The sequence below is a fragment of the Kushneria sinocarnis genome (genome assembly GCF_003633775.1).
In the GTDB taxonomy this organism is placed as follows: domain Bacteria; phylum Pseudomonadota; class Gammaproteobacteria; order Pseudomonadales; family Halomonadaceae; genus Kushneria; species Kushneria sinocarnis.
Window position 1 is genome coordinate 400,399 of sequence record NZ_RBIN01000004.1, and the last position, 26,237, is coordinate 426,635.

27 protein-coding genes, 1 tRNA gene and 1 rRNA gene are annotated in these 26,237 nt (G+C 65.1%); 17 read left to right on the forward strand and 12 right to left on the reverse strand.

The window, feature by feature from the left end; all coding sequences use genetic code 11:
- The first annotated feature begins 139 nt into the window (after window positions 1-139).
- The 5 genes from C7446_RS08590 to C7446_RS08610 all read left to right on the forward strand — a co-directional run bounded on the left by C7446_RS08590 (window position 140) and on the right by C7446_RS08610 (window position 4,807).
- Entirely contained in the window at window positions 140-943 is an 804-nt protein-coding gene (locus C7446_RS08590) for a cytochrome C assembly family protein (RefSeq protein WP_121172664.1), read from the forward strand.
- An 85-nt stretch (window positions 944-1,028) separates the two neighbouring features.
- Window positions 1,029-2,315 carry an HlyC/CorC family transporter gene (locus tag C7446_RS08595; RefSeq protein WP_121172665.1) on the forward strand — a complete coding sequence of 429 codons (1,287 nt, stop codon included), beginning with the start codon at window positions 1,029-1,031 and terminating at the stop codon, window positions 2,313-2,315.
- A gap of 75 nt (window positions 2,316-2,390) precedes the next feature.
- On the forward strand, window positions 2,391-2,768 hold the full coding sequence (locus C7446_RS08600) for a PepSY domain-containing protein (RefSeq protein WP_121172666.1): 378 nt from the start codon (window positions 2,391-2,393) through the stop codon (window positions 2,766-2,768).
- A 6-nt stretch (window positions 2,769-2,774) separates the two neighbouring features.
- Window positions 2,775-3,455: a response regulator transcription factor gene (locus tag C7446_RS08605; RefSeq protein WP_121172667.1), complete on the forward strand. Its 681-nt coding sequence runs from the start codon at window positions 2,775-2,777 to the stop codon at window positions 3,453-3,455.
- Window positions 3,455-4,807 (forward strand): sensor histidine kinase, encoded by a 1,353-nt coding sequence (locus C7446_RS08610; protein ID WP_121172668.1) that lies wholly within the window; start codon window positions 3,455-3,457, stop codon window positions 4,805-4,807. Before C7446_RS08605 ends, C7446_RS08610 begins: the two co-directional genes overlap by 1 nt.
- Here C7446_RS08610 and C7446_RS08615 read toward each other — a convergent pair.
- Complete coding sequence (locus C7446_RS08615) at window positions 4,792-6,687, reverse strand: MFS transporter (RefSeq protein ID WP_121172669.1); 1,896 nt, start codon at window positions 6,685-6,687, stop codon at window positions 4,792-4,794. The genes C7446_RS08610 and C7446_RS08615 overlap by 16 nt on opposite strands.
- 11 nt (window positions 6,688-6,698) lie before the next feature.
- Window positions 6,699-7,319 (reverse strand): TetR/AcrR family transcriptional regulator, encoded by a 621-nt coding sequence (locus C7446_RS08620; protein ID WP_121172670.1) that lies wholly within the window; start codon window positions 7,317-7,319, stop codon window positions 6,699-6,701.
- A gap of 184 nt (window positions 7,320-7,503) precedes the next feature.
- On the opposite strand from C7446_RS08620, the gene C7446_RS08625 reads away from it, so the two are divergent.
- Window positions 7,504-8,184 carry an SOS response-associated peptidase gene (locus tag C7446_RS08625; RefSeq protein WP_121172671.1) on the forward strand — a complete coding sequence of 227 codons (681 nt, stop codon included), beginning with the start codon at window positions 7,504-7,506 and terminating at the stop codon, window positions 8,182-8,184.
- Window positions 8,185-8,200: 16 nt separating this feature from the next.
- Here C7446_RS08625 and sbcB read toward each other — a convergent pair whose 3' ends face one another.
- From sbcB to minC, 4 genes are all read right to left on the reverse strand, one after another.
- A complete protein-coding gene (gene sbcB, locus C7446_RS08630) occupies window positions 8,201-9,643 on the reverse strand; it encodes an exodeoxyribonuclease I (RefSeq protein ID WP_121172672.1) in 1,443 nt (480 codons plus the stop codon).
- A 65-nt stretch (window positions 9,644-9,708) separates the two neighbouring features.
- Window positions 9,709-9,963, reverse strand: coding sequence for a cell division topological specificity factor MinE (gene minE / locus C7446_RS08635; RefSeq protein WP_070978264.1), 255 nt, complete (start codon window positions 9,961-9,963; stop codon window positions 9,709-9,711).
- Window positions 9,960-10,778, reverse strand: coding sequence for a septum site-determining protein MinD (gene minD / locus C7446_RS08640; RefSeq protein ID WP_121172673.1), 819 nt, complete (start codon window positions 10,776-10,778; stop codon window positions 9,960-9,962). Before minD ends, minE begins: the two co-directional genes overlap by 4 nt.
- A gap of 66 nt (window positions 10,779-10,844) precedes the next feature.
- Window positions 10,845-11,591, reverse strand: a complete 747-nt coding sequence (gene minC, locus C7446_RS08645) for a septum site-determining protein MinC (RefSeq protein WP_121172674.1) — start codon at window positions 11,589-11,591, stop codon at window positions 10,845-10,847.
- Window positions 11,592-11,829: 238 nt separating this feature from the next.
- On the opposite strand from minC, the gene C7446_RS08650 reads away from it, so the two are divergent.
- The gene (locus tag C7446_RS08650; RefSeq protein WP_170150032.1) at window positions 11,830-14,637 is read left to right on the forward strand and encodes a DUF349 domain-containing protein; all 2,808 of its coding nucleotides are present in this window, start codon (window positions 11,830-11,832) and stop codon (window positions 14,635-14,637) included.
- 37 nt (window positions 14,638-14,674) lie between these two features.
- Window positions 14,675-14,751, forward strand: a tRNA-Met gene (locus tag C7446_RS08655).
- 265 nt (window positions 14,752-15,016) lie between these two features.
- Here C7446_RS08655 and C7446_RS08660 read toward each other — a convergent pair.
- Window positions 15,017-15,823, reverse strand: a complete 807-nt coding sequence (locus C7446_RS08660) for a DUF3750 domain-containing protein (protein ID WP_245977776.1) — start codon at window positions 15,821-15,823, stop codon at window positions 15,017-15,019.
- 210 nt (window positions 15,824-16,033) lie between these two features.
- Between C7446_RS08660 and C7446_RS08665 the strand changes: the two genes are divergently transcribed.
- Window positions 16,034-16,975, forward strand: coding sequence for a tetratricopeptide repeat protein (locus C7446_RS08665; RefSeq protein ID WP_121172728.1), 942 nt, complete (start codon window positions 16,034-16,036; stop codon window positions 16,973-16,975).
- 60 nt (window positions 16,976-17,035) lie between these two features.
- Here the strand turns inward: C7446_RS08665 and C7446_RS08670 are convergent, their stop codons facing one another.
- A complete protein-coding gene (locus tag C7446_RS08670) occupies window positions 17,036-18,190 on the reverse strand; it encodes a MalY/PatB family protein (protein WP_121172676.1) in 1,155 nt (384 codons plus the stop codon).
- 69 nt (window positions 18,191-18,259) lie between these two features.
- On the opposite strand from C7446_RS08670, the gene C7446_RS08675 reads away from it, so the two are divergent.
- A complete protein-coding gene (locus C7446_RS08675) occupies window positions 18,260-18,685 on the forward strand; it encodes a hypothetical protein (RefSeq protein WP_121172677.1) in 426 nt (141 codons plus the stop codon).
- Window positions 18,686-18,700: 15 nt separating this feature from the next.
- Here the strand turns inward: C7446_RS08675 and C7446_RS08680 are convergent, their stop codons facing one another.
- Window positions 18,701-19,039 (reverse strand): HNH endonuclease, encoded by a 339-nt coding sequence (locus C7446_RS08680; RefSeq protein ID WP_121172678.1) that lies wholly within the window; start codon window positions 19,037-19,039, stop codon window positions 18,701-18,703.
- A 90-nt stretch (window positions 19,040-19,129) separates the two neighbouring features.
- On the opposite strand from C7446_RS08680, the gene C7446_RS08685 reads away from it, so the two are divergent.
- The 3 genes from C7446_RS08685 (at window position 19,130) to C7446_RS08695 (ending at window position 21,295) form a co-directional block, all read left to right on the forward strand.
- Window positions 19,130-19,654, forward strand: coding sequence for a DUF501 domain-containing protein (locus tag C7446_RS08685; protein ID WP_121172679.1), 525 nt, complete (start codon window positions 19,130-19,132; stop codon window positions 19,652-19,654).
- A gap of 29 nt (window positions 19,655-19,683) precedes the next feature.
- Window positions 19,684-20,232, forward strand: coding sequence for an LOG family protein (locus tag C7446_RS08690; RefSeq protein WP_121172680.1), 549 nt, complete (start codon window positions 19,684-19,686; stop codon window positions 20,230-20,232).
- Window positions 20,233-20,326: 94 nt separating this feature from the next.
- The gene (locus C7446_RS08695) at window positions 20,327-21,295 is read left to right on the forward strand and encodes an NAD(P)H-quinone oxidoreductase (protein ID WP_121172681.1); all 969 of its coding nucleotides are present in this window, start codon (window positions 20,327-20,329) and stop codon (window positions 21,293-21,295) included.
- A gap of 133 nt (window positions 21,296-21,428) precedes the next feature.
- Here the strand turns inward: C7446_RS08695 and C7446_RS08700 are convergent, their stop codons facing one another.
- Window positions 21,429-21,932 (reverse strand): tetratricopeptide repeat protein, encoded by a 504-nt coding sequence (locus C7446_RS08700; protein WP_121172682.1) that lies wholly within the window; start codon window positions 21,930-21,932, stop codon window positions 21,429-21,431.
- Window positions 21,933-22,201: 269 nt separating this feature from the next.
- On the opposite strand from C7446_RS08700, the gene C7446_RS08705 reads away from it, so the two are divergent.
- The 4 genes from C7446_RS08705 (at window position 22,202) to C7446_RS08720 (ending at window position 25,446) form a co-directional block, all read left to right on the forward strand.
- Window positions 22,202-23,239, forward strand: coding sequence for an NADP(H)-dependent aldo-keto reductase (locus tag C7446_RS08705; RefSeq protein WP_121172683.1), 1,038 nt, complete (start codon window positions 22,202-22,204; stop codon window positions 23,237-23,239).
- 11 nt (window positions 23,240-23,250) lie between these two features.
- Window positions 23,251-23,694 (forward strand): DMT family transporter, encoded by a 444-nt coding sequence (locus tag C7446_RS08710; protein ID WP_121172684.1) that lies wholly within the window; start codon window positions 23,251-23,253, stop codon window positions 23,692-23,694.
- A 95-nt stretch (window positions 23,695-23,789) separates the two neighbouring features.
- Entirely contained in the window at window positions 23,790-24,563 is a 774-nt protein-coding gene (gene yaaA, locus C7446_RS08715; protein WP_121172685.1) for a peroxide stress protein YaaA, read from the forward strand.
- Between the two features lie 43 nt (window positions 24,564-24,606).
- Window positions 24,607-25,446, forward strand: a complete 840-nt coding sequence (locus tag C7446_RS08720; RefSeq protein WP_121172686.1) for a Tim44 domain-containing protein — start codon at window positions 24,607-24,609, stop codon at window positions 25,444-25,446.
- A gap of 95 nt (window positions 25,447-25,541) precedes the next feature.
- Here the strand turns inward: C7446_RS08720 and C7446_RS08725 are convergent, their stop codons facing one another.
- Together C7446_RS08725 and rrf are read right to left on the reverse strand one after the other, a co-directional pair.
- Complete coding sequence (locus C7446_RS08725; RefSeq protein ID WP_121172687.1) at window positions 25,542-25,877, reverse strand: hypothetical protein; 336 nt, start codon at window positions 25,875-25,877, stop codon at window positions 25,542-25,544.
- A gap of 278 nt (window positions 25,878-26,155) precedes the next feature.
- Window positions 26,156-26,237: ribosomal RNA gene (rrf, locus tag C7446_RS16910) — 5S ribosomal RNA — on the reverse strand; the annotation flags it as partial.

A 26,237-nucleotide genomic window follows, 5' to 3' on the forward strand; every position in this document is an offset into this window, starting at 1 on the left:
GCCAGCGACAGCGCCCGCCAGGTTTCGATCCACCCGCGGCACCGGTATAGTAGTCCCTCCTGAAGACTGGCACCCCGAGCGCGGTCGTGCGAGTCCTGTTCGATCATCACGCGACGCTTCGAGACCGAATCTGCCACCGATGCCCACGCTGCTCCTCGCCCTGCTGGCGGTGATGTCCTATGCCAGTGCCGCCCTGCACCAGGCGCTTGCCCTCAACCGGCTGGTGCCGATGCGCCCGCGCCTGATCCAGGCCGTGGGGACACTGGCGGTACTCTGTCATGCGGTCATTGTCTATACCAGCCTCAGTGCGCGCGACGGGCTGCATGTCGGCCTGTTCGAGAGCGCCTCGCTGATCGCCTGGCTGATCGCCCTCACCCTGCTGGCGGTCAGCCTGTTCCGACCGGTGCTGGCGGCGGCGGCCGGGCTGTTTCCGCTCGCCGCGCTGTCGCTCCTGGGCGTGCTCGGACTGCCCAGCCCGCTGGTCGAATCCAGCTTTCCGCCGGGGCTGATCGTGCATATCGTGACCTCGACCCTGGCCTACGCCTTTCTGATCATCGCCGCCGGGCAGGCGGTGCTGATCGCGCTGCAGACCCAGGCCCTCAAGCGCCATCGCATCCGCGGCATCATCCAGGTGCTGCCACCGCTGACCAGCATGGAACGCCTCATGTTTCAGCTGATCATCTGTGGCATGGTACTGCTGACCGCCTCGCTGATCAGCGGCACGATCACGCTCGACCACCTGATGGCCCGCCATCTGGCGCACAAGACGGGACTTTCGATTCTCGCCTGGCTGATCTTCGGCGGACTGCTGTGGGGTCGCTACCAGCGCGGCTGGCGCGGACCGCGCGCCATCCGCTGGACGCTGGGTGGCGTGGCGGTACTGCTGCTGGCCTATTTCGGCAGCAAGTTCGTACTCGAAATCGTGCTCGATCGCAGCTGGTAGCGCCGCATGGCCGGGCGCTGCTTGACACCTGTCACAGGGCTTTCCAAGAATACGATGATCGCCCCCATCCGAGGATCCGCCAGCCTTGAGCGATGACACTCCCCTGACGCTCATGTTCGTGATGCTGTTTGCACTGGTGCTGCTTTCGGCATTCTTTTCCAGTTCGGAAACCAGCATGATGTCGATCAACCGCTACCGGCTGACCCACCGGGCCAATGGCGGGGATCGCGGTGCCCGCCGGGTGCTGAGGCTGCTCGCCCGGCCCGACCGGCTGCTGGGCGTGATCCTGATCGGCAACAACATGGTCAACAACCTGGCCGCCTCCATCGCCACGCTGATCGCGATCCACTTTCTCGGCGAGGTATCAGGCCCCGCGGTGGCCACGGCGGGCCTGACGCTGGTGATCCTGATCTTCGGCGAGGTTACCCCCAAGACCTTCGCCGCGGTACGCCCGGACGCCATCGCCCTGCCGGCCACCTGGATCCTGCAGCCGCTGCTCAAGGTGCTCTATCCGCTGGTCTGGCTGGTCAACGGCATTTCCAATTCGCTGCTGCGCCTGATGGGGCTGAAACAGATCGATGGCGGCACCGAAAAGCTGACCCGGGAAGAGCTGCGCACCGTGGTGCATGAAGCGGGCTCGATGATCCCGCACCGCCACCAGGCGATGCTGATTTCGATCCTCGATCTGGAAAACGTCACCGTCAACGACATCATGGTGCCACGCCACGAGATCGCCGGGCTCGATCTCGAGGACGACGAGGAAACCCTGCTGGCCCAGCTGCGGGCCAGTCAGCACACCCGGCTGCCGGTCTATCGCGGCCACATCAACGACATCATCGGCATCCTCCATCTGCGCAACGCCGCACGGGTGCTGTCGGCACCGGAGTTCACCAAGGCCGCCATCGTGCAGGAGGCCCGCGAACCCTACTTCATTCCGGAGTCGACTCCGCTGCACACCCAGCTGCTCAACTTCCAGCAGCAGAAGCGGCGCATCGGCATCGTGGTCGACGAGTACGGCGATGTTCAGGGGCTGGCCACCCTGGAGGATATCCTCGAAGAGATCGTCGGTGAATTCACCTCCGATGTGGCCGGCACGCACAAGGAGATTCATCCACGAGACGACGGCAGCTACATCATCGAGGGCACTGCCAATATCCGCGAGATCAACAAGGCGCTGGGATGGCAGCTGCCCACCGACGGCCCCAAGACGCTCAACGGGCTGATCCTGGAGTACCTCGAATCCTTTCCCTCGGCACCGGCCTGTCTGGAGATCGGCAACATCCGCCTCGAGATCGTCGATATCCGCGACAACCTGATCACCTCGGTGCGCTGCTGGCAGCAGCTGCGCCGGGTGCGCCAGGAGGCCGAATGATCGTCCTGGGCTTGAATTAAGCCTGCTCTGCTAGCTTGGGGACGCTCTGGCTGCTTCCTCGGATGACCTCGTCCCATGCCACCAACCTTCACCGCCGTTGACAGGATGCCCCGATCCCGGCGTCGCACCCCCCTGCAGTGCGGCCTGCCGGTGGCCTTCGCCCTGCTGCTGGCCTGCCAGCCGGTCATCGGCTGTCCGGCGGGTGTTCAGGCAAATAGCGAAATCTCCCAGGATGAGGTCCTCAGACTGACCGAATCGGGTTACATTCGCCCCTTCGGCGAAATACTCGATCAGGCCCGTCGTCATCGCAGCGGCAAGCTGCTGGAAGCTGACCTGGAGTGTCTCGGGAAACACTATGTTTACGAAGTGGAGATACTCGATCATGATGGCAGGATCTGGGAACTGAGATTCGATGCCAGAACGGGTGATTATCTCTCCGCACAAAAGGATTGATCGGTTATGCGGCTGCTTCTGGTCGAGGATAATGTCCCGCTTGCGGACGAACTCAAAGCCCTGTTCACCCAGCACGGCTACGCCGTCGACTGGTGCACGGATGGCCGTGATGCGGCCGTCATGGCCACCAGCGAGCCGTTCGATGTCATCGTGCTGGATCTCGGCCTGCCGGGGCGTCCGGGGCTGACCCTGCTGGAACAGTGGCGTGAAGCCGGGCTGGATATCCCGGTGCTGATCCTGACCGCCCGTTCGAGCTGGAGCGAGCGGGTGACCGGCCTGCGTGCCGGTGCCGACGACTATCTGCCCAAGCCCTTCCATCCGGATGAGCTGATCCTGCGCCTGCAGGCGCTGGTACGCCGCCGGCACGGGCAGCGCCCCTCACCCACGCTGGAAGTCGCCGACGTCACCCTGGACGAAAACGGCCAGAGTGCCTGGCGCGCATCCACACCCACGCCGGTCAACCTGACCCGGGCGGAATTCGCCATCCTGCGTTATCTGATGCTGCATCCCGATCATGTGATTCCCAAGGATCGCCTGCTCGATCATCTCTATGACAGCGAACACGATCGCAATCCCAATGTGGTCGAGGTGCACATCAACCATCTGCGTCAGAAGCTCGGACGCGGCATCATCATCACCCAGCGCGGGCAGGGCTACAGATTCGGCGGCGATACGGTTACCCCCTGATGTCGCTGACGCGGCGTCTCGATCTCGGACTGCTTTCGGCCAGCCTCGTGGTCATGCTGATGCTGGCCCACGGCAGCGTGGTGCTGTTCGATCACGTGACCCGTGACTATCTCACCGATCGGCTGCGCGAGGATGCCGAAAGCCTGGCTGCACTGCCGATGTCGCACGATGCGGCGGATGACGAGAACAGCGAGCTCGATCCGTCACGACTGCGCTCCGCCTACAATCAGGTCTATTCCGGGTACTACTTCATCATCGATATCGATGACAGCATTCATATCCGCTCGCGCTCGCTGTGGGATCATCGGCTGAAATCGGTCTCCGGAGAGACCGCCCAGCTGCGGCCCGGCCCGGAGGGGCAGACCCTGCTGGTGTGGACCGGCCAGTACCAGCGCGGCAATCACCAGTACCGGATCACCACTGCGCTCGACTACACCCCGGTCACCCAGCGGCTGGACTGGCTGCGATTGTGGATCTGGGGGCTGGGTGGCGTGCTGGCGCTGCTGCTGGTCTTCATCCAGCGGCGCGTGATCCGGCTCGGGCTGCGGCCGCTGGAGCGACTGCGCCAGGAGCTGGCACTGATGCACAAGGGGCAGCGCATGGCGCTGGAGACCCGGGTGCCCGACGAGATCGCGCCGGTGGTGGATGAACTCAACCATCAGCTCGGGCGCATCGAACAGGTACTCAACCGCTCACGGGATGGCATCGCCAACCTCGGTCACGCCCTCAAGACACCGCTGTCGGTGATGGAAACCCAGCTGGCGCGCCGCGAATTCGATGACTTCCCGGAACTGAAACGCGCCCTGCACGAGCGACTCGACGAGATTCACCGGCTGGTCGAACGCGAGCTGCAACGCGCCCGGCTGGATACCGGTGAGGCCTCCCCCGCTGCCCGTTTCCAGCCCGATCAGGATCTGGTCGGACTGCTGGAGACGCTGCGCGAGATTCACTCCGATATCAGCTTCTTCGACGACAGCACTCCCCTGCCGGCACTGCCGTGGGATCGTGACGAGCTGCTGGAGGTGCTCGGCAACCTGCTCGACAATGCCGGCAAGTGGGCCGCATCCGAGGTCCGCCTCTGCCTGACCCTGCAGCCACAGGCGCTGCACATGCAGGTTGACGACGATGGCCCGGGCATTCCGCAGGAGCAGCGCGAACGCGTACTGGGACGGGGCACCCGACTCGACGAGCAGGTCAGCGGTCACGGGCTGGGGCTGGGCATCGTCGAGCAGATCGTCACGCATCATGGCGGCAGCTTCCAGCTCGACACCAGCCGCCTCGGCGGGCTGGCAGCGATCGTCACCCTGCCGATGCCGGCGGCAGGCGGCCAGGGCGCTCACTCGCGCGGCTGAGTCACTCCCCAACCGCCCTGCTCGGCCGACGTCGATGCCGCCAGCAGGGCGCGCACCGAGGCTTCCAGATTCGCCCGCGAGGCCTCTTGCGGCTGAATCGGCTCGGCAAAGGTCAGCGAGACGCGGGCCCGGAAGCGGCGGGGCATGCTGGTAAAGGGCGCACCGAAGCGGCGTGACGACCATGCCCCCCACAGACCGGACAGCGCCGCCGGCACCACCGGTACCGGATTGCGTGCCAGAATCAGTTCGATGCCGCGCCGGAACTGCTGCACATCACCATTCGGCGTCAACCGCCCTTCGGGGAAGATCATCACCACTTCGTTGTTGGCCAGCGCCTCGCTGACCATTTCCAGCGCCCGGCGCATGCCGCCCGGATCGCGCCGCTCCGACTCCACCGGAATGGCACCGGCCATCCGGAAGAACCAGTTCAGCCAGGGCGATTCATAGATCGGCTTGTCCATCAGAAAGCGCAGCGGCCGGGGGCTGGCGCCGCCCAGGATCAGCGCATCCATGAAACTGACATGGTTGCAGACCACGACTGCCGGCCCTTCGTCGGGAATGTGCTCCCGGCCCCGCAGGCGCAGGCGGTACCAGATGTGCACCAGCACGAAGATGGTAATGCGCATCAGTGGCCGCGGCCGGGCCAGCGCCGCGCCCAGCGCGATCATCAGAGCCAGGCTCGCCAGCAGGGCAAAGAACAGCGACAGTGGCGCCGCCAGAATGCCCAGCACCAAGATACCGAACAGTGCCGCGGCCACCATGAACAGGGCGTTGAGCACATTGTTGGCGGCGATCATGCGCGCCCGCTGCCCTTCCGGACTGCGCAGCTGGATGAACGTATACAGCGGGATGATATAAAGACCACCGCCAATGCCGATCAGGGTCAGATCGGCCAGCATCCACCATAGCCGGGGCTGAGCCAGCAGTTCGGTCAGCGCCATGGGGTGGGCGCTGAGGGCATCGTGATGAGCGAAATCCAGCCCTGCCAGGCCGATGATGGCAGCCCCCATCGGGATCAGTCCGATCTCCAGGCGCCCGGCCGACAGCCGGGCACAGATCAGCGACCCCAGCCCCACACCGATGGCGAATGCCGCCAGCAGCAGCGTTACGGCGCCGGGGCCGCCACCGACAACGCTGCGGGTCCACTGCGGCAGCTGGGTCAGGTAGCAGGTACCGAGAAACCAGAATGCACTGATCCCCAGCAGCGCCGGCACCAGCCGCTGGTGCTGCCATGCACTGCGCAGCACGGCCACGGTTTCCTTCAGCGGCCGCCAGCCGATACGGCCGTGGGCGACCGGTGGCGCGGCCGGAATGGCATGGCTGATCACGAGTCCGGCCAGCGCGATCGCCACCAGTACCAGGGCTATCACGCCACGCCAGGGCCCGCCGGCCAGAATTGCCAGCGGTCCTGCCACCAGGGTCCCCAGCAGGATCGCCAGGAAAGTGCCCAGCTCCACCCACGCATTGGCATGCACCAGCGACCCGCGAGACAGGTGCTGGGGCAGGATGGCGTACTTGACCGGTCCGAACAGGGCCGACTGCACGCCCATCATGAACAGCAGTGCCAGCAGCACGGCATAGGCCTGCCACCAGATGGCCAGCCCCGCCGCCGTCATGGTGACCAGCTCAAGCCACTTGAGATTGCGGATCAGGCGCTGCTTGTCGAGCCGATCAGCCAGCACGCCGCCCCATGCCGAGAACAGCAGAAACGGCAGGATGAATAGCCCGGCGGCGAGATTGTTGACCAGTCCGGGATTCCAGCCGTAACGCGGAACCGCCACGAAGGTCACCAGCAGCAGCAGGACATTCTTGAAGACGTTATCGTTGAAGGCCCCCAGCGCCTGCACCCAGAAGAACGGCGCAAAGTGCCGACCTCGCATCAACCGCTCATTCACTTCGATAACGGCCTCGCCCGCAGTCCGGCCAGCGTGGTCAGCAGCAGCTGATCGAGCAGTTCCTCGACCACCAGCGCCTCGCCCTGCCAGTAGCCGAGGCGCTCGTTGAGCCCCAGCTGTACCAGCCCGTGAACACTGCCCCAGAGGGTACGGGCCAGCCGGCTGGCCTCGGCATCACCGAGCTCCGGGCGAATCTCCTTGAGCGTGGATTCGACCCGGATGAACAGGGCCTCGATCATCTGCCCCTGTCGGGTATCGAGCTCCCCCTCCTGGGCGAGCGGATAATCGAACAGCAGCTGCCAGCGATAGGGGTAGCGCCGAGCGAAACGCCAGTAGTTGCGGGCCAGCGCCTCGAGACGCTGATCGGGAGTGCCGGTGCCATCGGTGATCTCGTCAATGCTGGCCCGCAGGCCGTCGAGGGTTTCCAGATTGACGTACTGCAGAAGATTGTTGAAGCTGCTGTAGAGCTTGAGCAGGGTACTGGGAGCGCAGCCCACGTCCCGTGCAATCGAGCGCAGTGACAGCGAATGCACCGGGCGACTCTGCAGCCAGCTGTCACAGGCGGCCATGACGCTGGCATGCAGCTCTTCGGGGGCATGTTGTCTCGGACGTGCCATTGTAGTTCCCCGCGTCTATTGTGATCGAACACTGTTTTCGCACAGCATATCGACCCGGGCCCCAAACGCAAGCGCATTTGTCATGGTTTGGACCAAATGAATTGACACGATCGATCGCGCACAGGATGTTACACGTTACGGCCGATGCGGCGGTCACCATTCAACCAGCTGTCTTCGGAGGCCCATGGCCGGCCGACTCCATATCGATCAGTTCGACCCTGCCACCCTGCTGCCACGGCTGAAGGGAAGCGAGACCCTGATCACTTCGCCCAACATGGCACCCCGGCGCCATCTCACCGCGATCAGGCTCGAGCATGGCACCCTGCAGGCAGTGCCGATGTTCTGGGGGATGACGCCGGGCTGGCTCGAGGTACTCGATCACGCCCCGCACAATGCCCGGGCGGAGTCTCTCGATGAGCGGCGCATGTTCCGCGAGGCCTTCGCGGCCCGGCGCTGCCTGGTGCCCGTGTCCGGGGTCTATGTGTGGAAGGAACAGCTGCGCATGAAACAGCCCTTCCTGGTCACCACGGCCAGCAGGGCGCCCTTCCTGCTGGCCGCCATCTGGTGTCGGTACTTCACCGATGCCACCACCGCCTTCGACTCGCTGGCACTGGTAACGGTCGAAGCCAACGCCTTTCTCGCCCCGGTAACGGACCGCTTTCCGACGCTGATCGCACCCGACGAGGCACAGGCGTGGCTCGATCCCCGAACGCCGCTGACGCAGGCGCGCAGCCTGCTGGCCCCGGCTCCGAACGAACAGCTGGGGCTGTTTCCGGTTTCCCGCCGGGTCAACAACCCGGCCCACCAGGGGCGCGAGTGCGCCTGGCCGACCGGCCCCATGCATCTCGTAACCGACATGCCGTAGCCACCGCCAGGGCCGGCTACTCGAAGGCCTGGGCCGGCATCATCGCCTCGACGAACATCACCAGCTCCTCCAGCCGCTGCCGATCGCCTTCGTCGAGATCGCTCTGGTTGAGCCGTTCGATCTCGCGGGCAAAGCCGGTCAGGGTCAGCGAGCTGCCGGTTGCGGAGTTCATCCGCTCCCAGCGGAACTGATCCCAGCGCTCCCGCTCATCGCTGGTCAGCGTTTCGGGGTAGCTGCGCGCCCGGTAGCGGAACAGCATCTCTTCGAGCCGCCCGTCCTGGAAGGCCGGCTGCAGCGCCGCCAGGGCCTCGGGATCGGTGTCGCGGACCCGTGCCATTTCGCGCTTGTCACTGGTGGAGAAGAAACCGCCCGAATAGAGCATCAGATCGGGATCATCGGCCTGCGCCGCGGGCTCGCTGTCGAACACCGCCGCGGCCCGGGTCGCCACCTCGTCGTGCCCGGCCAGCCACTGCCAGTGCGACTCGGCGGTCGAGCGATCCAGCGAGAGACGTTCGGCCACCCGGCTGTCCACCGTACTGATCGGCAGTACCACCGGGCTGCGATTGAGATGAATCACCTTGAGCGGAATACGGGTCTCGCCCTCGGCCAGCTCATCGCTGCTGGCGAACACCCGCGCCCGGATGGCCTCGACATCCAGCTCGAACAGCGGGGTCGGATCGACCGACAGATCGTAGACGATCACCCCGTTGGGATTTCTCGGATGGCGTGCCAGCGGCACGATCAGGGCACTGCAGCCCCGGGATGCGGGATAGCGACGCGAGATGTGCAGCATCGGCTTGCGCGCCTCGACATCCAGCAGGCCTGCCACCCGGTGCTTGTCGCGCAGCGACAGCAGGTGATCGAACAGCTTCTCGTTGCAGCGGCGCAGCAGCTTCGCCATGGCGATGGTCGCACGCACATCGGCCAGCGCATCATGGGCATCACCGTGCTCGATGCCGTTGGCCGCGGTGAGATCCTCGAGCCGGAAGCTGGGGGCCTTGTCGGCCCGTTTCGGCCATTCGATCCCCTCGGGGCGCAGGGCATAAAAGGTGCGCACGGCATCGATCAGGTCCCAGCGCGAATTGCCGTTCTGCCACTCGCGGGCATAGGGATCGATCAGGTTGCGATAGAACAGATGCCGGGTGACTTCATCGTCGAAGCGCAGGGTATTGTAGCCCAGCGCGCAGGTGCCCGGCTGCTGCATCAGTGCCTGGATGCGACCGGCAAACTCGGCTTCGGGCAGCCCCCGACGGGCGGCCTGCTGGGGGGTGATCCCGGTCAGCAGACAGGCTACCGGATGCGGCAGATAGTCATCCGCCGGCCGACAGTAGAGGACTTCCGGCTCACCGATTTCGTTGAACGCCTCATCGGTGCGGATCGCCGCGAACTGGGACGGCCGATCGCGCCGCGGATCGGCACCGAAGGTTTCGTAATCGTGAAAGAGAAAGGTGGCTGACAACGGCAGTTATCCGTCAGACGGTCGACAGGCAGACCCCGGCCGCTCCGGGCCCGGCATGGCCGGACTCAGGAGCGGTTGGGCAGGGTCACGTTGAGTTCGAGGATCGAGCAGTTGTCCTCGCTGTCGAGGCTGATGTTGATGGCATCCTGATCCACCTCGACATAACGCCGGATCACCTCCAGCAGCTCGCGCTCCAGCATCGGCATGTAGTCCGGCTGATCCCGCTGGCTGCGCTGGTGGGCCACGATGATCTGCAGACGCTCCTTGGCGACCGAAGCGGACTTCTTGCGCTCACCCTTGAGAAAATCGAGTAGTTTCACCGACGACCTCCCCCGAACACTCGGCTCAGGAAACCGCGTTTCTGTGCCTGATGGAACCGCAGCGGAATCTCTTCGCCCATCAGGCGGGAGACAGTATCCGCATAGGCCTGGCCGGCATCGCTCTGCTGATCGTGCGTCACCGGTACCCCTTGGTTGGACGCCCGCAGTACCGCTTCGGATTCGGGAATCAGTCCCACCAGCTTGATCGCCAGAATCTCCTGGATGTCCTCCAGGTTGAGCATGTCGCCGGTGTCCACCCGATTGGGATCATAGCGGGTGATCAGCAGCCGCTCGCGGACCGGATCCATGTTCTGCTCGGCACGCCGGGTCTTGGACGCCAGCAGCCCGAGAATGCGGTCGGAGTCGCGCACCGAGGAGACCTCGGGGTTGGTGACCACGATCGCCTCGTCGGCATAATACATGGCCAGCTGCGCACCGCGCTCGATGCCGGCAGGCGAGTCACAGACGATATAGTCATACTCCTCCGACAGCGAGTCCAGCACCCGCTCCACGCCCTCCATGGTCAGGGCATCCTTGTCACGGGTCTGGGACGCCGGAAGGATGTGCAGGTTCTCGGTGCGCTTGTCGCGGATCAGGGCCTGGTTGAGGCCGGCCTCGCCCTGGATGACATTGACCAGGTCGTAGACCACGCGACGCTCGCAGCCCATGATCAGATCGAGATTGCGCAGCCCCACATCAAAATCGATGACAACGGTCTTGTTGCCACGAAGCGCCAGTCCCGTGGCGATGGCTGCTGCACTGGTGGTCTTGCCGACTCCGCCCTTGCCGGAGGTCACTACAATGATCTTGGCCAAAATGCGTTTCCTGTTGTCACGGTTTGAACATGAGCCACGGGTGCAGAGCGCGCCGAATGGCGAAAGTCAGACCAGCGTGCGGATATTGAGCTGATCCTCGGACAGGCGCACCTCCACATTGGCGCCCAGCAGTTCGACATCGATATCCTCGAGTCGCTTGTAGTTGCCGGCAATCGACAACAGCTCGGCATGCAGTTCCTGACAGAAGATGCCAACCTCGCGACTGCCGTGGATGCCCGCCAGGGCACGGCCACGCAGCGGGCCGTAGACATGAACGCTGCCTGCCGCGAGGATCTCCGCGCCGGCGTTGACCGCACCGACGATCACCAGATCCCCGTGGGGAGCGCTGAGCTGCTGCCCCGAACGCACCGTCCCCCGGAAGATGCGACCACCCTCCAGGGCCGGCGCCTCGGAGTTTTCGCGCGCCTCGGCGGCCGCTTCGGCGCCGGTGTCGTGCGCCTCCCCGCTCGCCGGTGCCGCGGCACGGATTTCCTGGGGCGGAAACCAGCCCAGTCCCAGTGCCCAGGCAGACTGCTTGATGCCATCACCGCCACCGCGCACCGCTACCGGCAACAGCTTGTGCTCACGGCAGACCGCACACAGTCGCTCCAGCGCCAGATGCGGCGCATCCAGCTTCTCCACGCTCAGTACCACCGGCGTATGCTGAAAGAAGGCCGGTGACTGGTTGAGCTTGCCGGCCAGCTGAGTGGCTACCCGCTCGGGGTCGGCCGTGGCCAGCTCCATGACCGTCATCGGCAGCATGCCACCCTTGAACGTGAAGGCGACCTCGGCCCTGTCCACCTTGAGACTCATGCCCGGCTCCCATCGGTAAAGATTGTCATGAATGCTAAAGCGAGGGTGGCTTCAGATGCCATTGATCATACGGCCTGTAACGCTCGCTGTCAGGTGTCGGCAAGCTGCGACGCTGCCCTTTCACGACGACGGCTGACATGATTAGATGATGGGGTTTCGGAGCACCACGACACCGCTTTTCGCCTGCTGCGACCAGCGGTGTGCTCCATCGCCTGCATTTCGGAAGAACGCCTCCTTCATGTCCGGATTTCTGCAACGCCTGTTTGCGCCGCGCTGGCGTCATCCCGACCCCCGGGTACGTCGCACGGCGGTTGATCGGCTCGATCCCGAGCGCGATCGTGATACGCTTCGCCAGCTGCTCGATGATCCCGACCGGGATGTCCGCCGGGCAGCCATGGCCCGGCTGGATGACCCCCGCCTTTTGCTCGAAGGCAGCACCCCGCTCGAAGATCCCGAACTGCGCCGGCAGCTGATCGCGCTGATCAGCGGGCAGCAGTCCGGCGCTCCCTCGCTCGAGGAACGCCTGCCGCTGATCGAAAGGATCGATGACCCCGAGCTGCTGGAAGCGCTTGCCTACAGGGGTGACAACCAGCAGCTGCGGCTGGCCGCCCTGGCCCACCTGAAAAGCGAAGAGCGGCTGATCGAGCAGGCCTGCCACAACAGCATTGCTGCGGTCCGTCGGGCAGCGGCAGCCCGCATCGACAGTGATAACGGGCTCGAGAGACTGACCCGCGAGTCCCGCCGGGATCGCCATGTGGCCCGCCATGCCCGCGAACGGCTCAACGAGCGGCGCAATCGGCTGCGTGAACGCGACGAGCGGCATCAGCGTCGCGAAACCCTGATCGAACAGCTCAATCAGCTGGTGCGCGCCCGCTGGGAGCCGATGTATGCCGCCCGGCTGCGCCATCTGCAGCGCGAATGGTCACCGCTGGCCGAGGGTGCCGAAGAGGCCCAGCTCCAGCGCTTTCGCGACCTCGAGGCCCGGGCCGGTGAGCGCATCGAGGCCGAGCAGACCCAGCACCGCGCCGAACAGGCCCGCGAACAGGCCGAAACCGAAGCCCGCTCGATTGTCGATGCACTCGACGAGACGCTCGAACGTTTCGCCCAGCTGACTGCGGTTACCGCTCAGGAGGTCGACTGGCTGCGCGCCCAGCGCCAGCTCCACGACGAACGCTGGCGCGAACTGACCGATCGCCATTCGCCGGAAGCCGACCTGCAACAGCGCTTCGAGCACAGTCAGCGCCGCTACAGTGAAATCATCCAGGCCTGGCAGCACTACCGCGATCATGCCGAAGCACTGGACCGGGCGCTTGCCGAACCGGATCACGCGACCCTGACCACGCTCTGCGAGAGCATCGCCTGGCCCGCCGAGCTGCCATCCCCGGCACCGCTGCAGGAAGCCCGACAGCGTCTTGCACGCGAGCAGGAGACGGTCGCCGCCGGGCCCGCACAGGAAGAAGCCGACCCGCCCGCCAGAAGCGACGAACGCTTTGCCGCCGATCTGGATCAGCTCGAACACTGTCTGGAACAGGGCGATCTGAACCGGGCGATGCGCCTGCACGACAGTCTGCAGCAGCGTCAGCAGCGCCTGCCGGCGGAGGAGTACCGCGCGCATGCGGCCCGGTTGCGTCAGCTGGGCGCACGCGTACTCGAGCTGCGTGACTGGCGCAACTTCGCTGCCACCCCCAAGCGTGAACAGCTCTGCGAGGCGATGGAGGCGCTGGCCGACACCGAACTCGATGACCGGACCCGCGATCAGCGCCATCGGCGCCTGGTCAACGAATGGAAGGCGCTGGGCAGTGCCGCCGCCACCCGCGAACTGGCCCAGCGCTTTCGCACCGCCTCGGATCGGGTACGCGAACAGCTCAGCGATTTTCATGCCGCCCGCGACCGGCTGCGTCAGGACAACCGCGCCCGGCGTCAGACGCTTTGCGAGCAGATCGAAACCCTGCTCGAACAGCCCGACGCCATCAGCGACCCCGACGAGCTGCGCACCATTCGCGACCGTGCCCGCGAGGAGTGGCGACAGTATACGCCCGTGCCCCGCGAGGAGGGCGAGGATCTCAAGCGTCGTTTCTCGAAGGCCATGCGTACCCTGCAGGGCGTGATCGATCAGCAGGCGCGCGCCATCGGCGATGCCAAGCGCGAACTGATCGACCAGGCCCGTGCGCTCGAGCAGGGCGACATGAAGGCCGGTGAGCGGGCCGAACAGGCCAAGACACTGCAGCGCCGCTGGCGTGAGCTCGGCCGTGCGCCACGCGGTGATGAACAGGCCCTCTGGAAGGAGTTCCGGGGCATCTGTGACAGCATCTTCGCCCTGCGTGACGAGCAGCGTCAGCAGCATCGTCGTCAGCAGGACGCCAGGCTGGATGCCATGCAGTCACTGATCGAACGACTCGACAGCTGGCAGCCCGAGCGGGCCGAAGAGCGTCACGTGCTGGAGGAGGCACTCGAAGAAGCGCGACAGCTTACGCCGCTGCCGACCGGCAATCGTGCCAGTGGCATGCAGAAGCGCTGGAACGGCATCGTGCGCGACCGTGAAACCAGGCTGGAAATGCTCGAGCTGCAGAATCTGCACACCCGCTGGCAGCAGTGGGCACCGCTGCTGCAGGATCACGTGGATGCCGACGCGCAGCAGCTCTCGGGCGACGCACCGGAACCGATCGAACTCCCCGCCACGCCGAAACTCTCCGTCCGGGCACGCCAGGCACATGCCGATCGCAACACCGCACGGACCACCACCACGGCAGAGCACGCCGAGGAGTGGCTGGCACATCTGCGGGTCTATCTGACCGTGCTCGCCGGTGCCCCGGTCGAGCCGGCCGATGCCTCCCGCCGGCTGGATGTCCAGGTCGCCCGTCTCAATGATGGCATGGGATCGGATCTGACCCTGCATGACGAGCTGGATCAGCTGCAGTGCCAGCTGCTGGCCAACGGACCGATCTCCCCGGCGAGCTGGCAGCACACCGCGCCCCGGCTCGAGGCCCTGATGGAGCGCATCTGCCATTCGGCAATCCGGGAAGCCGATGAGGACGAAAGTGGTTGACGCAGCGTCAGAAAAGCGTAATATAGGCGCACGTCGATGCGGGGTGGAGCAGCCTGGTAGCTCGTCGGGCTCATAACCCGAAGGTCGTCGGTTCAAATCCGGCCCCCGCTACCAAGATTCGATCAAACCGGTACTCAAACAGGGTACCGGTTTTTTCATGTCCGGCCCCCGGGTCTTGTCACGGATGGTGTCTCCGGCAGTCGTCGACTCCCCTTTCATGCAGCCCCGGCGACCGGGATGCGATCGCACCGGCACTCGAGCGAGTGCCGGTGTTGCATGTCCGGCAGCCAGCACCGCACACCGCAGCAGACGCTCTCGCGCCTCGTCGCTTTGCCCCTTTTGACCTGCACGCCATGCCGCTTGCAAGCCGATGCTGCAGCTAGCCGCGCTGTTCCGGCGTCACCCCTGCATGTTCGGCCAGCGCCGGAATCAGCGTGACCCTCCCCCAGCCGGGCAGCTTGATGGCGCCATCGAGCGGGTCGATGCCGAAGACCAGTCCCAGCAGGTTGAACTCCAGCCCCTCCTCGCGGGCCAGCAACACGCCGGCCAGTCCGAACAGCGACAGCTGATAGCCGGTGTTGCTGGGAGCTGGCGCCACGAACCGCGCGGCCTGATCGCGCCCGTCCACCAGGTAATCCTTGCCCAGCGCCAGCGCCGGCATTTCAACGCTCAGCTGTGGCGCCTGGCGCAGCATCCAGGCCGTGAAGCTGTTGCTGTTGGGCCCGGGCCAGATGCGGTAGGTCTGCGCCCAGGGATAGCGGCGCGCCGCACGCTGCAATTCATCAATCGCCTGTCGGGCCCGCTCGCCGCGCACCTCACCCAGCAGCTGAGGCGGCTGGCCGTACCACTCCCGATCGGGATAACCCTGACGCTCGCGCACCGTGGGACGTCGCCATCCCTGCACCTCATAGCTGGTCCAGTGCCCGCCATGGCGCGGTTTCACCGCAATCCAGGTGTGCATCGCAAAGGCCCCCCGCCATTCGAACGCCCGAGCGCCATAGACCTGCACCACCGCCTCGGGGGTGGCAGCCGGATCCGGTGCCAGATGCCGTGCCCGGGCATGGCTGGCGGTCGACCAGTTGCCCTCGAAGGCTATCTGCCCGGTCAACAGCAGCGTCACCGGGCCCAGCAGCAAAACCATTACCAGTGCCAGCAGCCCCGCCAGCACTCTCGTGAACCATCGCACCTGATTCAGGCTCCCTTTCGATCATGACTGAAACTCCGATGCCGCTGCCCGGGGCAGCATTACCCTCCTTCGACTGCCGATCGTCGGCTGCGCCTTGAATTTCTCCCCTTTCACCATTATTACCCGATACATGATCCGGGCGATGGCCTCCGGCCGTGCCGGGCTCACCGCCTCCACCCACATGAATCCGCTGACAAGGGTTTGCACATCATGCAGATCGTCGACCCCCGGACCGGCTCCCCCATGGCGCCGCCCGACAACTCGTCCCAGCGCCAGAGTGGTACTACCGCCAGCGTCGATGACAGTCAGATCATCGTGAATGTCGACATGTCGAACTTCCAGCAGGTGGTGCTGGAAGGCTCGCTGTCGACACCGGTACTGCTGGCCAGCTGGGGACCGAGTTCGGAAGAGAGCCGCAATCTCGCGCCGGTGCTGGAAAAACTGGCCCGCGAGTATGCCGGCGCCTTCATCCTCGCCCATTTCAATGCCGAGGAACATACCCAGATCGCCGGCCAGCTGGGCATCCGCTCGGTCCCCGATGTCAAGCTGATCATGCAGGGCCAGCTCTACGATCACTTCCAGGGCGCCCTGCCCGAGCGGCAGATCCGCGAATGGCTGGGACGCTATCTCGAAGCACCCGAAGCCGCCGGCGAGACTACCGAAGAGCAGGCGAAGGCCGCTCTGGAAGCCGGCGACACGGCGACCGCGAAGGCGCTCTATCAGCAGCTGATCGAGGAGCAGCCCAGCGATCACGAGTATCGCATCGATCTGGCCAATGTGCTGGCGGCGGAAATGGATCGTCAGCAGGCGCTGGAGATTCTCGACAATCTGCCCCCCGAGCATCGTGACGGCCATCGCGCCCGCGGGGTCCGGGCCCGGCTCGACTTCGTGCAGGAGGCGCCGAGCGCCGAAGAGGTCGAAGCGCTGGGCGACCGGGATGACAGCGAGGCCCGCTTCAAGCGCGCCATGCGGACCATCGCCGATGGCGATTACGAGTCCGGTCTGGAACAGCTGATCGAGCTGATGAAGCGTGATCGCAACTACAACGATGACGCTCCGCGCAAGACCCTGCTGCGGGTCTTCGATGCGCTGGGCAACGATCATCCGCTGACCGTCAGCTACCGGCGCCGGATGTTTACCCTGCTCTACTGATCCTTTCGCAGGTACAGGCCATCACGGGCCCCGCTCATCAGGGCGGGGCCCGTGTCGTGGTTACCCCGCCTTCAGCAACTCATCCATGCGCTCCAGTGCCCGGGAGAGACGGCTGTACTCGGTACCGAAATTGAGCCTGGCAAAGCCCGGCCAGCCGAAGTCGGCGCCGTCGGAAAGCGCTACCCGCGCCTGCTCCAGCAAGGTGCGCTGGGGCGACTCGCCCAGACCTGCCCGGCGCAGATCAAGCCAGGCCAGATAGGTCGCCTCGGGCGGTGCCATGACCACGCCCGGCCAGCGCGCAACGAACGATTCAAGCAGCGCCCGATTGTCACGCAGCTGTGCCAGCAGCGCCTGCCGCCAGGGTTCCCCATCGCGAAAGGCCGCCTCCGCCGCGGTTTCTCCCATCACGTTGTCCGAGGGCATCAGCCCCAGACAGCCCCGCCGGAACCGTGCTCGCAGCCTGTCATCACTGATGATGGCACAGGCACTGGTCAGTCCGGCCACGTTGAACGTCTTTGACGGCGCCCACAGCGTGATCAGACGCGGGGCCAGGCGCGGTACCACACGCCCCAGCGGCCGGTGCGGGGTATCGGCATCGAGAATCAGATCGCAGTGCAGCTCATCCGAGCAGACCAGCAGGTCATGGCGCTCGACGAACTCCGCCAGCTGCTCGAGCTCCTCGACCGTGAAGTTGCGACCGGTCGGATTGTGGGGATGACACCACAGCAGCAGTCGCGTCTCCGGCGTCACCGCGGCCTCCATCGCCGCGAAATCGAGCGTCCAGTGCGGCGATGTCTCGCCAGGCGGCTGCATCGGCGCCGTCTGGGTCGTCCGGCCGGTATTGTCGCCCACCTTCAGAAAGGGAGGATAGATCGGCGTGACCGTCAGCACCCCGTCGCCCGGTTCGGTCAGCGTCAGCGCCGCCACATGCAGGGCCGGTACGACGCCCGGCAGCCAGTGCTGCCAGTGCGGTTCGATCGGCCAGTCATAGTGCGAGGCACTCCACTGGCAGAGCACCTCGCGCAGCGCATCACTCGGCTGGGTGTAACCGAACACGGGATGCTCGAGCCGCGCCGCCAGCGCCGAACGAATGGCCGGCGCTACGGCAAAGTCCATGTCGGCCACCCACAGGGGCAGCACATCCTCGTCATAGCGCTGCCATTTGGTAGTGGCAAAGCGGCGGCGATCCAGCGGGGTGGTGAAATCGAAACTCATGGTCGGACTTGCTCCGGTACGGACGTTCCCCACATCCTATCAGGGCGTGTGAAATCATGAGGACCTTGCATGTCGGACAGCGGTTTCTATGCCACGGCCATGCGCGGGCTGCCGGGGGTAATCGACCACTGGCTGACGCTGGGCGATGCCCCCGTCGCCAGGCTGGGGATCATTCTCGCGGATACCGCCCGGGTGGCGAAACTGGGTGAACCGGAAGGCGATCCCGACCGGGCGACACTCGAGCAGTGGCGAACGGATACGCCGCCCTCGCTCTGGGCGGCGCGGGCAGCCATCTTCCTGCTGGTGCAGATGCCGGCCCGGCCTGCTCCCCGCAGCCCCGACGAGTGCGCCGCCTGGGCGTATGTCTGGATACGGCTGCGCGAACACGAATCGCCGGACCAGGCCCGGGCGGCCCTGCCCGGGCACCTGCAGGAAGCGCTGACCCTGGCCATCGATCACGCCTGGCAGGATCGGGAGGCACTGCGACTGCTGTAGCTCGCGCGCCGGCCGTCAGCGGGGGCGGCGCGGGGGTGACCTGGGCTTGAAGCCGGCCGGCTTGTCGGCCAGCCACTCGGCGAAGCGGTGGATTTCGGGCGCGCTCAGCAGCGCCTCGTACGTGTTGTAGCTGTCGGCCAGCTCACGCTCACCGAAGACGCGATGGACATGACTGTGACAGGGGCGGCACAGCCACAGCACCGCGGTTCGCATGGTCTCCCGCGAGAAGCGCCGGCGGAAACGACGACGGCCATGCTGGGAGCGCGGAATCAGATGATGCCGGGTCAGCGGCGCGGCGCGGCCGCACAGCGCGCAGACGGGCGACGCGGCGTCATCGCGCTGCCGATCAGTCATGGGGCCGGTTCACCCTGCCGTTGCTGCGCCAACCTGGTATAATGGCCGGTTTCACCCTACTCCCCCGTCTTTCATGGAATCGTCGCCGTCATGATTCAGCGTACCGATGATGCCCCCTCCGCGGCGCAGCTCGAGCTTGTTCGCCAGCAGCTGGGCCGGGCCCCCCGCGGTCTGCAGGCCATCACTGCCGTGGATGGTCGTGGTACTCCGCTGGCCGTGCGGGTTGCCTCGCTGGTCGATGGCAAGCCCTTTCCCACCCTGTACTGGCTCTCCAGCGAGACGCTGCGCATCGAGATTTCCCGGCTCGAAGCCGACGGTGTGATCAAGGCGCTGGAAGCGCAGCTGCGCGAGGATACGGCGCTGCGCGAGGCCTACCGACGCAGTCATGAAGCCTATATCGCCCGGCGCTGGCAGTACATCGATGCCGCCACCCGCGCCGAGATCGAAGCCGCCGGCTTCACCCGCGCTCTCACCGAACGGGGGGTGGGCGGGATTGCCGACTGGCAGCAGGTGCGCTGCCTGCACACCCAGTATGCCCATCACATCAGCGACCACAACGCCATCGGCGAGTGGATCGATCACCATTACCCCCGGGTGGCCGCCAGCGTCGCCTGACGAGGCCCCTTTCGATTCGGAGTACCGGCATGACGGCCATCTGTGTCTACATGGGCTCGCGGGACGGGCATCACGATTGCTGGCGCGAGCTGGCCGAAGCCATGGGTCGCGAGATCGGCCGCCGTGGCTGGCGCCTGGTCTACGGGGGCGGCAGCACCGGCCTGATGGGCCGCTGTGCCGATGCCACCCTGGCCGCCGGCGGACGCGTGACCGGCGTCATCCCCGGACAGCTGGTCGAGCGCGAGGTCGCCCATCCGGGGCTCAGCGAGCTGATCGAGGTCCCCGACATGCACACCCGCAAGGCACGGATGGCCAGTCGCGCCGACGCCTTCGTGGTCCTGCCGGGCGGTATCGGCACCCTGGAAGAGTTCTTTGAAACCTGGACCTGGCAGTATCTCGGGCTGCACGACAAGCAGCTGGGCCTGCTGCAGGCCGGTGACTTCTTTACCCCGCTGCTGCAGTTTCTGGATACCACGGTGGCGGCCGGCTTCCTCGATCGCGATACCCGGAATCGGCTGATCGTCGAACACGATCCCGCCACCCTGCTCGATCGGCTTGCCCCATCCGGCCGGGCGTGACTGCATGACGTGCCGAGTCTGCTGACCTACGCTGAAAAGCCCCTGGCGTGACGCCTTCTACCGTCACCACACAGTATCAGAGGAGTTCATGGCCATGTATGCGATTGCCGTCACGAATGGACGACTGGGCTGGCAGGAACAGCCCGATCCGCCCGCGCCGGGTTCCAGCGACATCCGGATCGAGGTCGCCTGGGCCGGCATGAATCGCGCCGATGTGATGCAGCGCGATGGCGGCTACCCGCCGCCGCCGGGCGCTTCCGAGATTCTCGGCCTGGAAGTCAGCGGCATCGTGCAGGAGGTCGGCCCGCAGGTCGAACGCTTCCGGGTCGGTGATCGGGTCTGCGCCCTGCTCGCCGGCGGCGGCTATGCCGAGCAGGTCGTGGTCAGCGAAAACCAGGTGCTGCGCATCCCCGAGTCGCTGAGCCTGCAGCAGGCCGCAGCGCTGCCCGAGGTGTTCGCAACTGCCTGGCTCAATCTGTTCATGGAGGCCCGTCTGAGCGAAGGGGAGCGGGTACTGCTGCATGCCGGTGCCAGCGGCGTGGGCAGCGCTGCCATTCAGCTGTGTCACGCCTTCGGCCACCCCTGCTATGTCACTGCCGGCAGCCGGGAGAAGATCGACACCTGCCGCTCGCTGGGCGCCAGTGACGGCTGGAACCGTCATGACGGCAGCTTTGTCGAGGCGGTTCGGCAGTGGGGCGGCGTCGATGTCATTCTCGATCCGGTGGGCGGCGACTATCTGGGCTGGAATCAGCAGGTGCTCAATACCGATGGTCGTATCGTGCTGATCGCCTTCATGGGCGGGCGTGAAGCCGAGATCGATCTGGGGCGCATGCTGATCGGGCGCCAGCGACTGATCGGCTCGACCCTGCGCTCGCGTTCACCGGCCGGCAAGGGCAGCGTCATGGATGCCCTGCATACCCATGTCTGGCCGCTGATCGAAAGCGGTCGCGTCAGCCCGCTGGTGGATCGCAGCTGGCCGATACAGGAAGCCGATGAGGCCATGCGCTATCTGGAGAGCAACGATAGCACCGGAAAGGTGCTCCTGAGTGTTTCCGGCGCCTGAGCCTCGTCACACCGGCTTTCGGCCCGGCCGCGACGCCACGGTCGAAAGGCCATGACCGAAATCCAGTAAAAAGGGAGAAACGGTTGCCGTTTCTCCCTGTCGTGCTGTTCGCTTGTCCGGCAGGCGGACGCCCTCAGTGCGTCATGGCTACCATGCCGTCCAGCTGAAAGGCGTGCGAATCGATGCGCTGCTCCCAGTCTCCGGCGCGCTCGATGTTCGTCGGCAGCCCCAGCTCACCGTGACGATAGGCCCGCGCCAGACGGCGTACGGCCTCTTCATGACCGGCCTCGGCGGCACGCGCATACCAGGTCACGGCACGGTCCTCGCGCCGGACGAACTGGGCACAGCCGCGTTCGTAGATGCAGCCGGCCTGAAACTGGGCATGCGGGTCGCCGGCTTCAGCGGCCCGGATCACGAAACGGGCGCCGGCGGCCTTGTCCTGTGGTGAAGCCCCGCTGTGAAACAGCATGATCCCATAGCGGGACAGGGCATCTACATGACCGGCTCGAGCACAGCGGCGGAACAGATGCATGGTCAGGCGCTGCTTGCGCGGCGAACGCACAAACCAAGGCGCCTCGAGCAATCGCTCCGCCAGGCGATATTCGAACCGTGTCAACATGGAAGCGGTTCGCAGCATGACAACCACCCGATCCTTTCTTTCGAAACGACAGTGCCGGGCAGCGCCTTCCCGGCGCGCCGGCCAATTGCCAGCACAATAGGTCCATGCCTCGGCGGTTCGTCACTGAACGCCGGCGGGCCCGGTGCGGGGAGCGTTCAAAGTGCCGATCCCCGTCAGGCAGGCACGCAATATACGCCTCGTGAGAGGGCCATTCAACCCCTCCATTTGCGGCCTCGGATGCCCCTGTCTACCATGGCGATTCTCCCCCTTCGGCAATGGAGCCCTCCATGCAACGACGCCCTCTCGGCAACAGCGGCATCAGCGTCAGCCGTCTGTGCCTCGGCACCATGACCTTCGGTGAACAGAACAGCGAGCAGCAGGCCCATGAGCAGCTCGATCGCGCCATGGCGGCAGGCATCGACTTCATCGATACCGCCGAGATGTACCCTGTTCCACCACGGGCGGAGACCCAGGGACGAACCGAGGCCTTCATCGGCAGCTGGCTGAAAAAGCGCGGGCAGCGCGATGATCTCGTGCTCGCCAGCAAGGTGGCCGGTGCCGGTCGCAGCATCGACTACCTGCGTGGCGGTCCCCGACTGACCCGTGACCAGATCCATCAGGCGCTCGATGCCAGCCTGCAGCGGCTCAATACCGACTATCTCGATCTCTATCAGCTGCACTGGCCCGATCGCCCCGCGAACTACTTCGGCAAGCTCGGCTATCAGCACGAGGAGGACCCCGAAGCCACACCGCTGGAGGAGACCCTGAGCGCCCTGAAAGAGGCAGTCGATGCCGGCAAGGTGCGCACCATCGGCCTTTCCAATGAAACCCCATGGGGCGTGATGACCTGTCTGCAGCTGGCCGATCGGCTCGGCCTGCCCCGGGTGGTCAGCATTCAGAATCCCTACAACCTGCTCAATCGCAGTTTCGAGATCGGCCTGGCTGAAATCAGTCATCGGGAAAACGTGGGGCTGCTGGCCTACTCGCCGCTGGCCTTCGGCGTCCTCTCCGGCAAGTACCTCGGTGGCAACCGCCCCGAAGGCGCACGGCTGTCGCTGTTCGAACGCTTTCAGCGCTACACCTCGACGCTGGCCGAAGAAGCCACCTGGGCCTATGTCGACATTGCGCGGCGTTTCGAGCTCGATCCGGCCCGAATGGCACTGGCCTATGTCAATTCGCGCCCGTTTTTGACCAGCAATATCATCGGGGCCACCACCATGGAGCAGCTCGACAGCAATCTCGCCAGCGAGGAGCTGGTACTGGACGATGCCGTGATCGAAGCCATCGAGGATGTGCATCGGCGACTGCCCAATCCATCGCCCTGACGGGAGCTGCCATGCTGCTGTTATGGCTGGGCCTTGCCATCGTGGCGGGCATGCTGATGCCGGTACAGGCCGGGGTGAATGCCGCCCTGGCCCGGGTGGCTGACAGTGCGATCTGGGCGGCGATGATCTCGTTTGCGGTCGGCACCCTGACCCTGCTGGTCGCCTTTACCGTCACCCGCCCCCCGTGGCCGTCCCTCGAGACGCTGGGCCGGGCACCCTGGTGGAGCTGGGGAGGCGGCATGCTGGGTGCCTTCTTCGTGGCCAGCTCGGTAATGCTGGCCCCGAGGCTGGGGGCTGCCACCCTGATGGCCACCCTGCTGATCGGCCAGATGGTAGCGTCGGTCATGCTCGACCAGATCGGCTGGAGCACCTTCCCCCAGCATTCGCTCTCCTTCGGTCGTCTGGCCGGTATCGCCCTGCTGCTGGCCGGGCTCTATCTGATCCAGCGCTACTGAAACGGCAGTCGTGATAACCTGACCGCCTGCTTAACGGCGTCGCTCAGCGGCGACGCCGTCGCGTATCATCAGGTCATCGTCCAAGGAAGCGCCCCATGCTGAGCGTACTCTCTCCGGCCAAGACGCTGGATTTCGAAACGCCTCCCACCACCCGGACCCATACCCTGCCGGATTATCTGGATGCCAGTCAGGCCCTGATCCGGCAGCTGCGCGACTATAGCCCGCAACAGCTGGCCGAGCTGATGCAGATCAGTGACAAGCTGGCCGGTCTCAATGCCGCCCGCTTTGCCGAGTGGCACCCCGGCTTCACCCCGGAAAATGCCAAGCAGGCCGTGCAGGCCTTTCAGGGGGATGTCTATGTGGGCCTGGCAGCGGATCAGTGGAACGAAAACCAGCTGGCATGGTCTCAGGATCATCTGCGCATCCTGTCCGGACTCTATGGCCTGCTGCGGCCGCTGGACCTGATCCAGCCCTATCGGCTGGAGATGGGCACGAAGCTGGCCAACGAGGCCGGCCGCGATCTGTACGCCTTCTGGCGTGATACCCTGACCCCGGCCCTGGCCGCCGACGTCGAGGCCAGTGGTTCACCGGTACTGGTCAACCTCGCTTCCAACGAGTATTTCAAGGCCATTGACGAACGGCGTTTTCCGCATCGGATCATCACGCCGGTCTTCAAGGATTACAAGAACGGTCGTTACAAGGTCATCAGCTTTCATGCCAAGAAGGCACGCGGCTGGATGAGCGCCTGGATGGTGCGCCAGCAGGCCGATGATCCTGAAACCCTCAAGCAGTTCGATACCGGCGGGTATCGCTTCAACCCGGATCTTTCCGAAGGCGATCAGTGGGTCTTTACCCGCGATGCGGCCTGAGACGATCCATTTCTGACGTTGCGATCTCTCGGAGAGCACTGATATGCGCAACCTGTTGATTACCCTGATGATCGGCCTGATGAGCTTCGGGCTCGCGGTCGAGCATGCCGAGGCCAAGCGCTTCGGTGGCGCCAAGAGCTTCGGCTCCTATTCGCGCTCGAGCAATTCCACCAGTCAGGCCGGCAACCGGGCAACCACGCCGCCACGTCAGGCTACCAATCCCGCACGCAGCAACATGCCGCGTTTCCTCGGGCCACTGGCCGGGGTACTGGCCGGCGGGCTGATTGCCTCGCTGCTGTTCGGGGGCGCCTTCGACGGTATCCGCTTCATGGATATCCTGCTGATTGCGCTGGTCGCCTTCATTGCCTTTCGCTTTCTGCGTCGGCGCACGGCATCGCCCCAGACCCAGGGCGGCGCCTTCGGCGCACCGCACCAGGCCCAGCATCGGGAGATGCACACCGAGGCCGGCAGCAGCCAGCGTCAGGAGAACGGCTCGGCGCCGCTGTCCGCCACCGCCACGCCCGAATGGTTCGATCGCGAGCAGTTTCTGGGCGGAGCCAAGGAGCATTTCATGACCCTGCAGCGGGCCTGGGACAACAACGACCTGGAGAAGGTGCAGGAGTATGTGACGCCCGAGCTCTACAATCTGCTGCGTCAGGAGCGGGCGGAACAGCCGGCCAACAACCGGACCGATATCGTTCGGCTGTTTGCCGAGCTGGGTGATGTGCGTGAATTCGGCCAGCAGGCCGAAGCGACGGTCATCTTCCACGGTCTGCTCAACGAAAACGGCGAAGAGACCGAATTCAACGAGACCTGGCACCTGACCCGTCAGCTGAAAAGCGGTGCCCCCTGGTACATTCAGGGGATCGAACAGAACGCCTGACGGCGCTGCCGTTACCCGGAAATGCAAAAGCCGGCTCGATGAGCCGGCTTTTTTCATGCTGCAAGGGCTGTAAGCGGGCCCCGCAGGAGAGAGGATCAGCGTTCCTCGTCGGACGCGTCCTCGGCAGCATTGCTCACGCTGTCACCGGCATTCTCGACGGCTTCGCCGGTTTCCTCGGCAGCGTTACCGGCCGCATCACTGGCACTGTCGGTCGCATCGTTCATGGCGTCGCCGGCATCATCAGCGGCGTCACCGGCGCTGTCAGCCGCGTTGTCCATGGCATCGCCTGCTTCATCAGTTGCGTTGTCAGCCGTGTCACTCGCCTGCTCCGCAGCCTGATCCACCTGCTCGCCCGCCCCATCATCACTGTCACAGCCGGCAATTCCCAGTACCAGCAGGCTTGCAAATGCAATGCCCAGCAGATTTTTCATGTGCACTCCGTTGTCCGGTATTTACACCCATGGGTGCGTTTATACGTTTTCCGAATGAATGTCATGTGAATGACACAATTCGGTGCATTCATGTATCACGAAAAGCGGTTTTGCTGTCAAATACCGCTATCAGCTGAAGTAATTATCTTAAGTACTGCAAAAGTTGGCATACGTAGACTGCAACCATTCGATTCCGCGGTAACTGCCATTGCCCCTGCCCCGCCATGGGCCGGACAGTAAAAAGCCCCGACCATGGGGCCGGGGCTTTCGGAAGGGGTGCCTGACGATGACCTAGTCTCGCATGGGGAGTCCCCACACTACCCTCGGCGCTGAGCGGTTTCACTGCCGAGTTCGGCATGG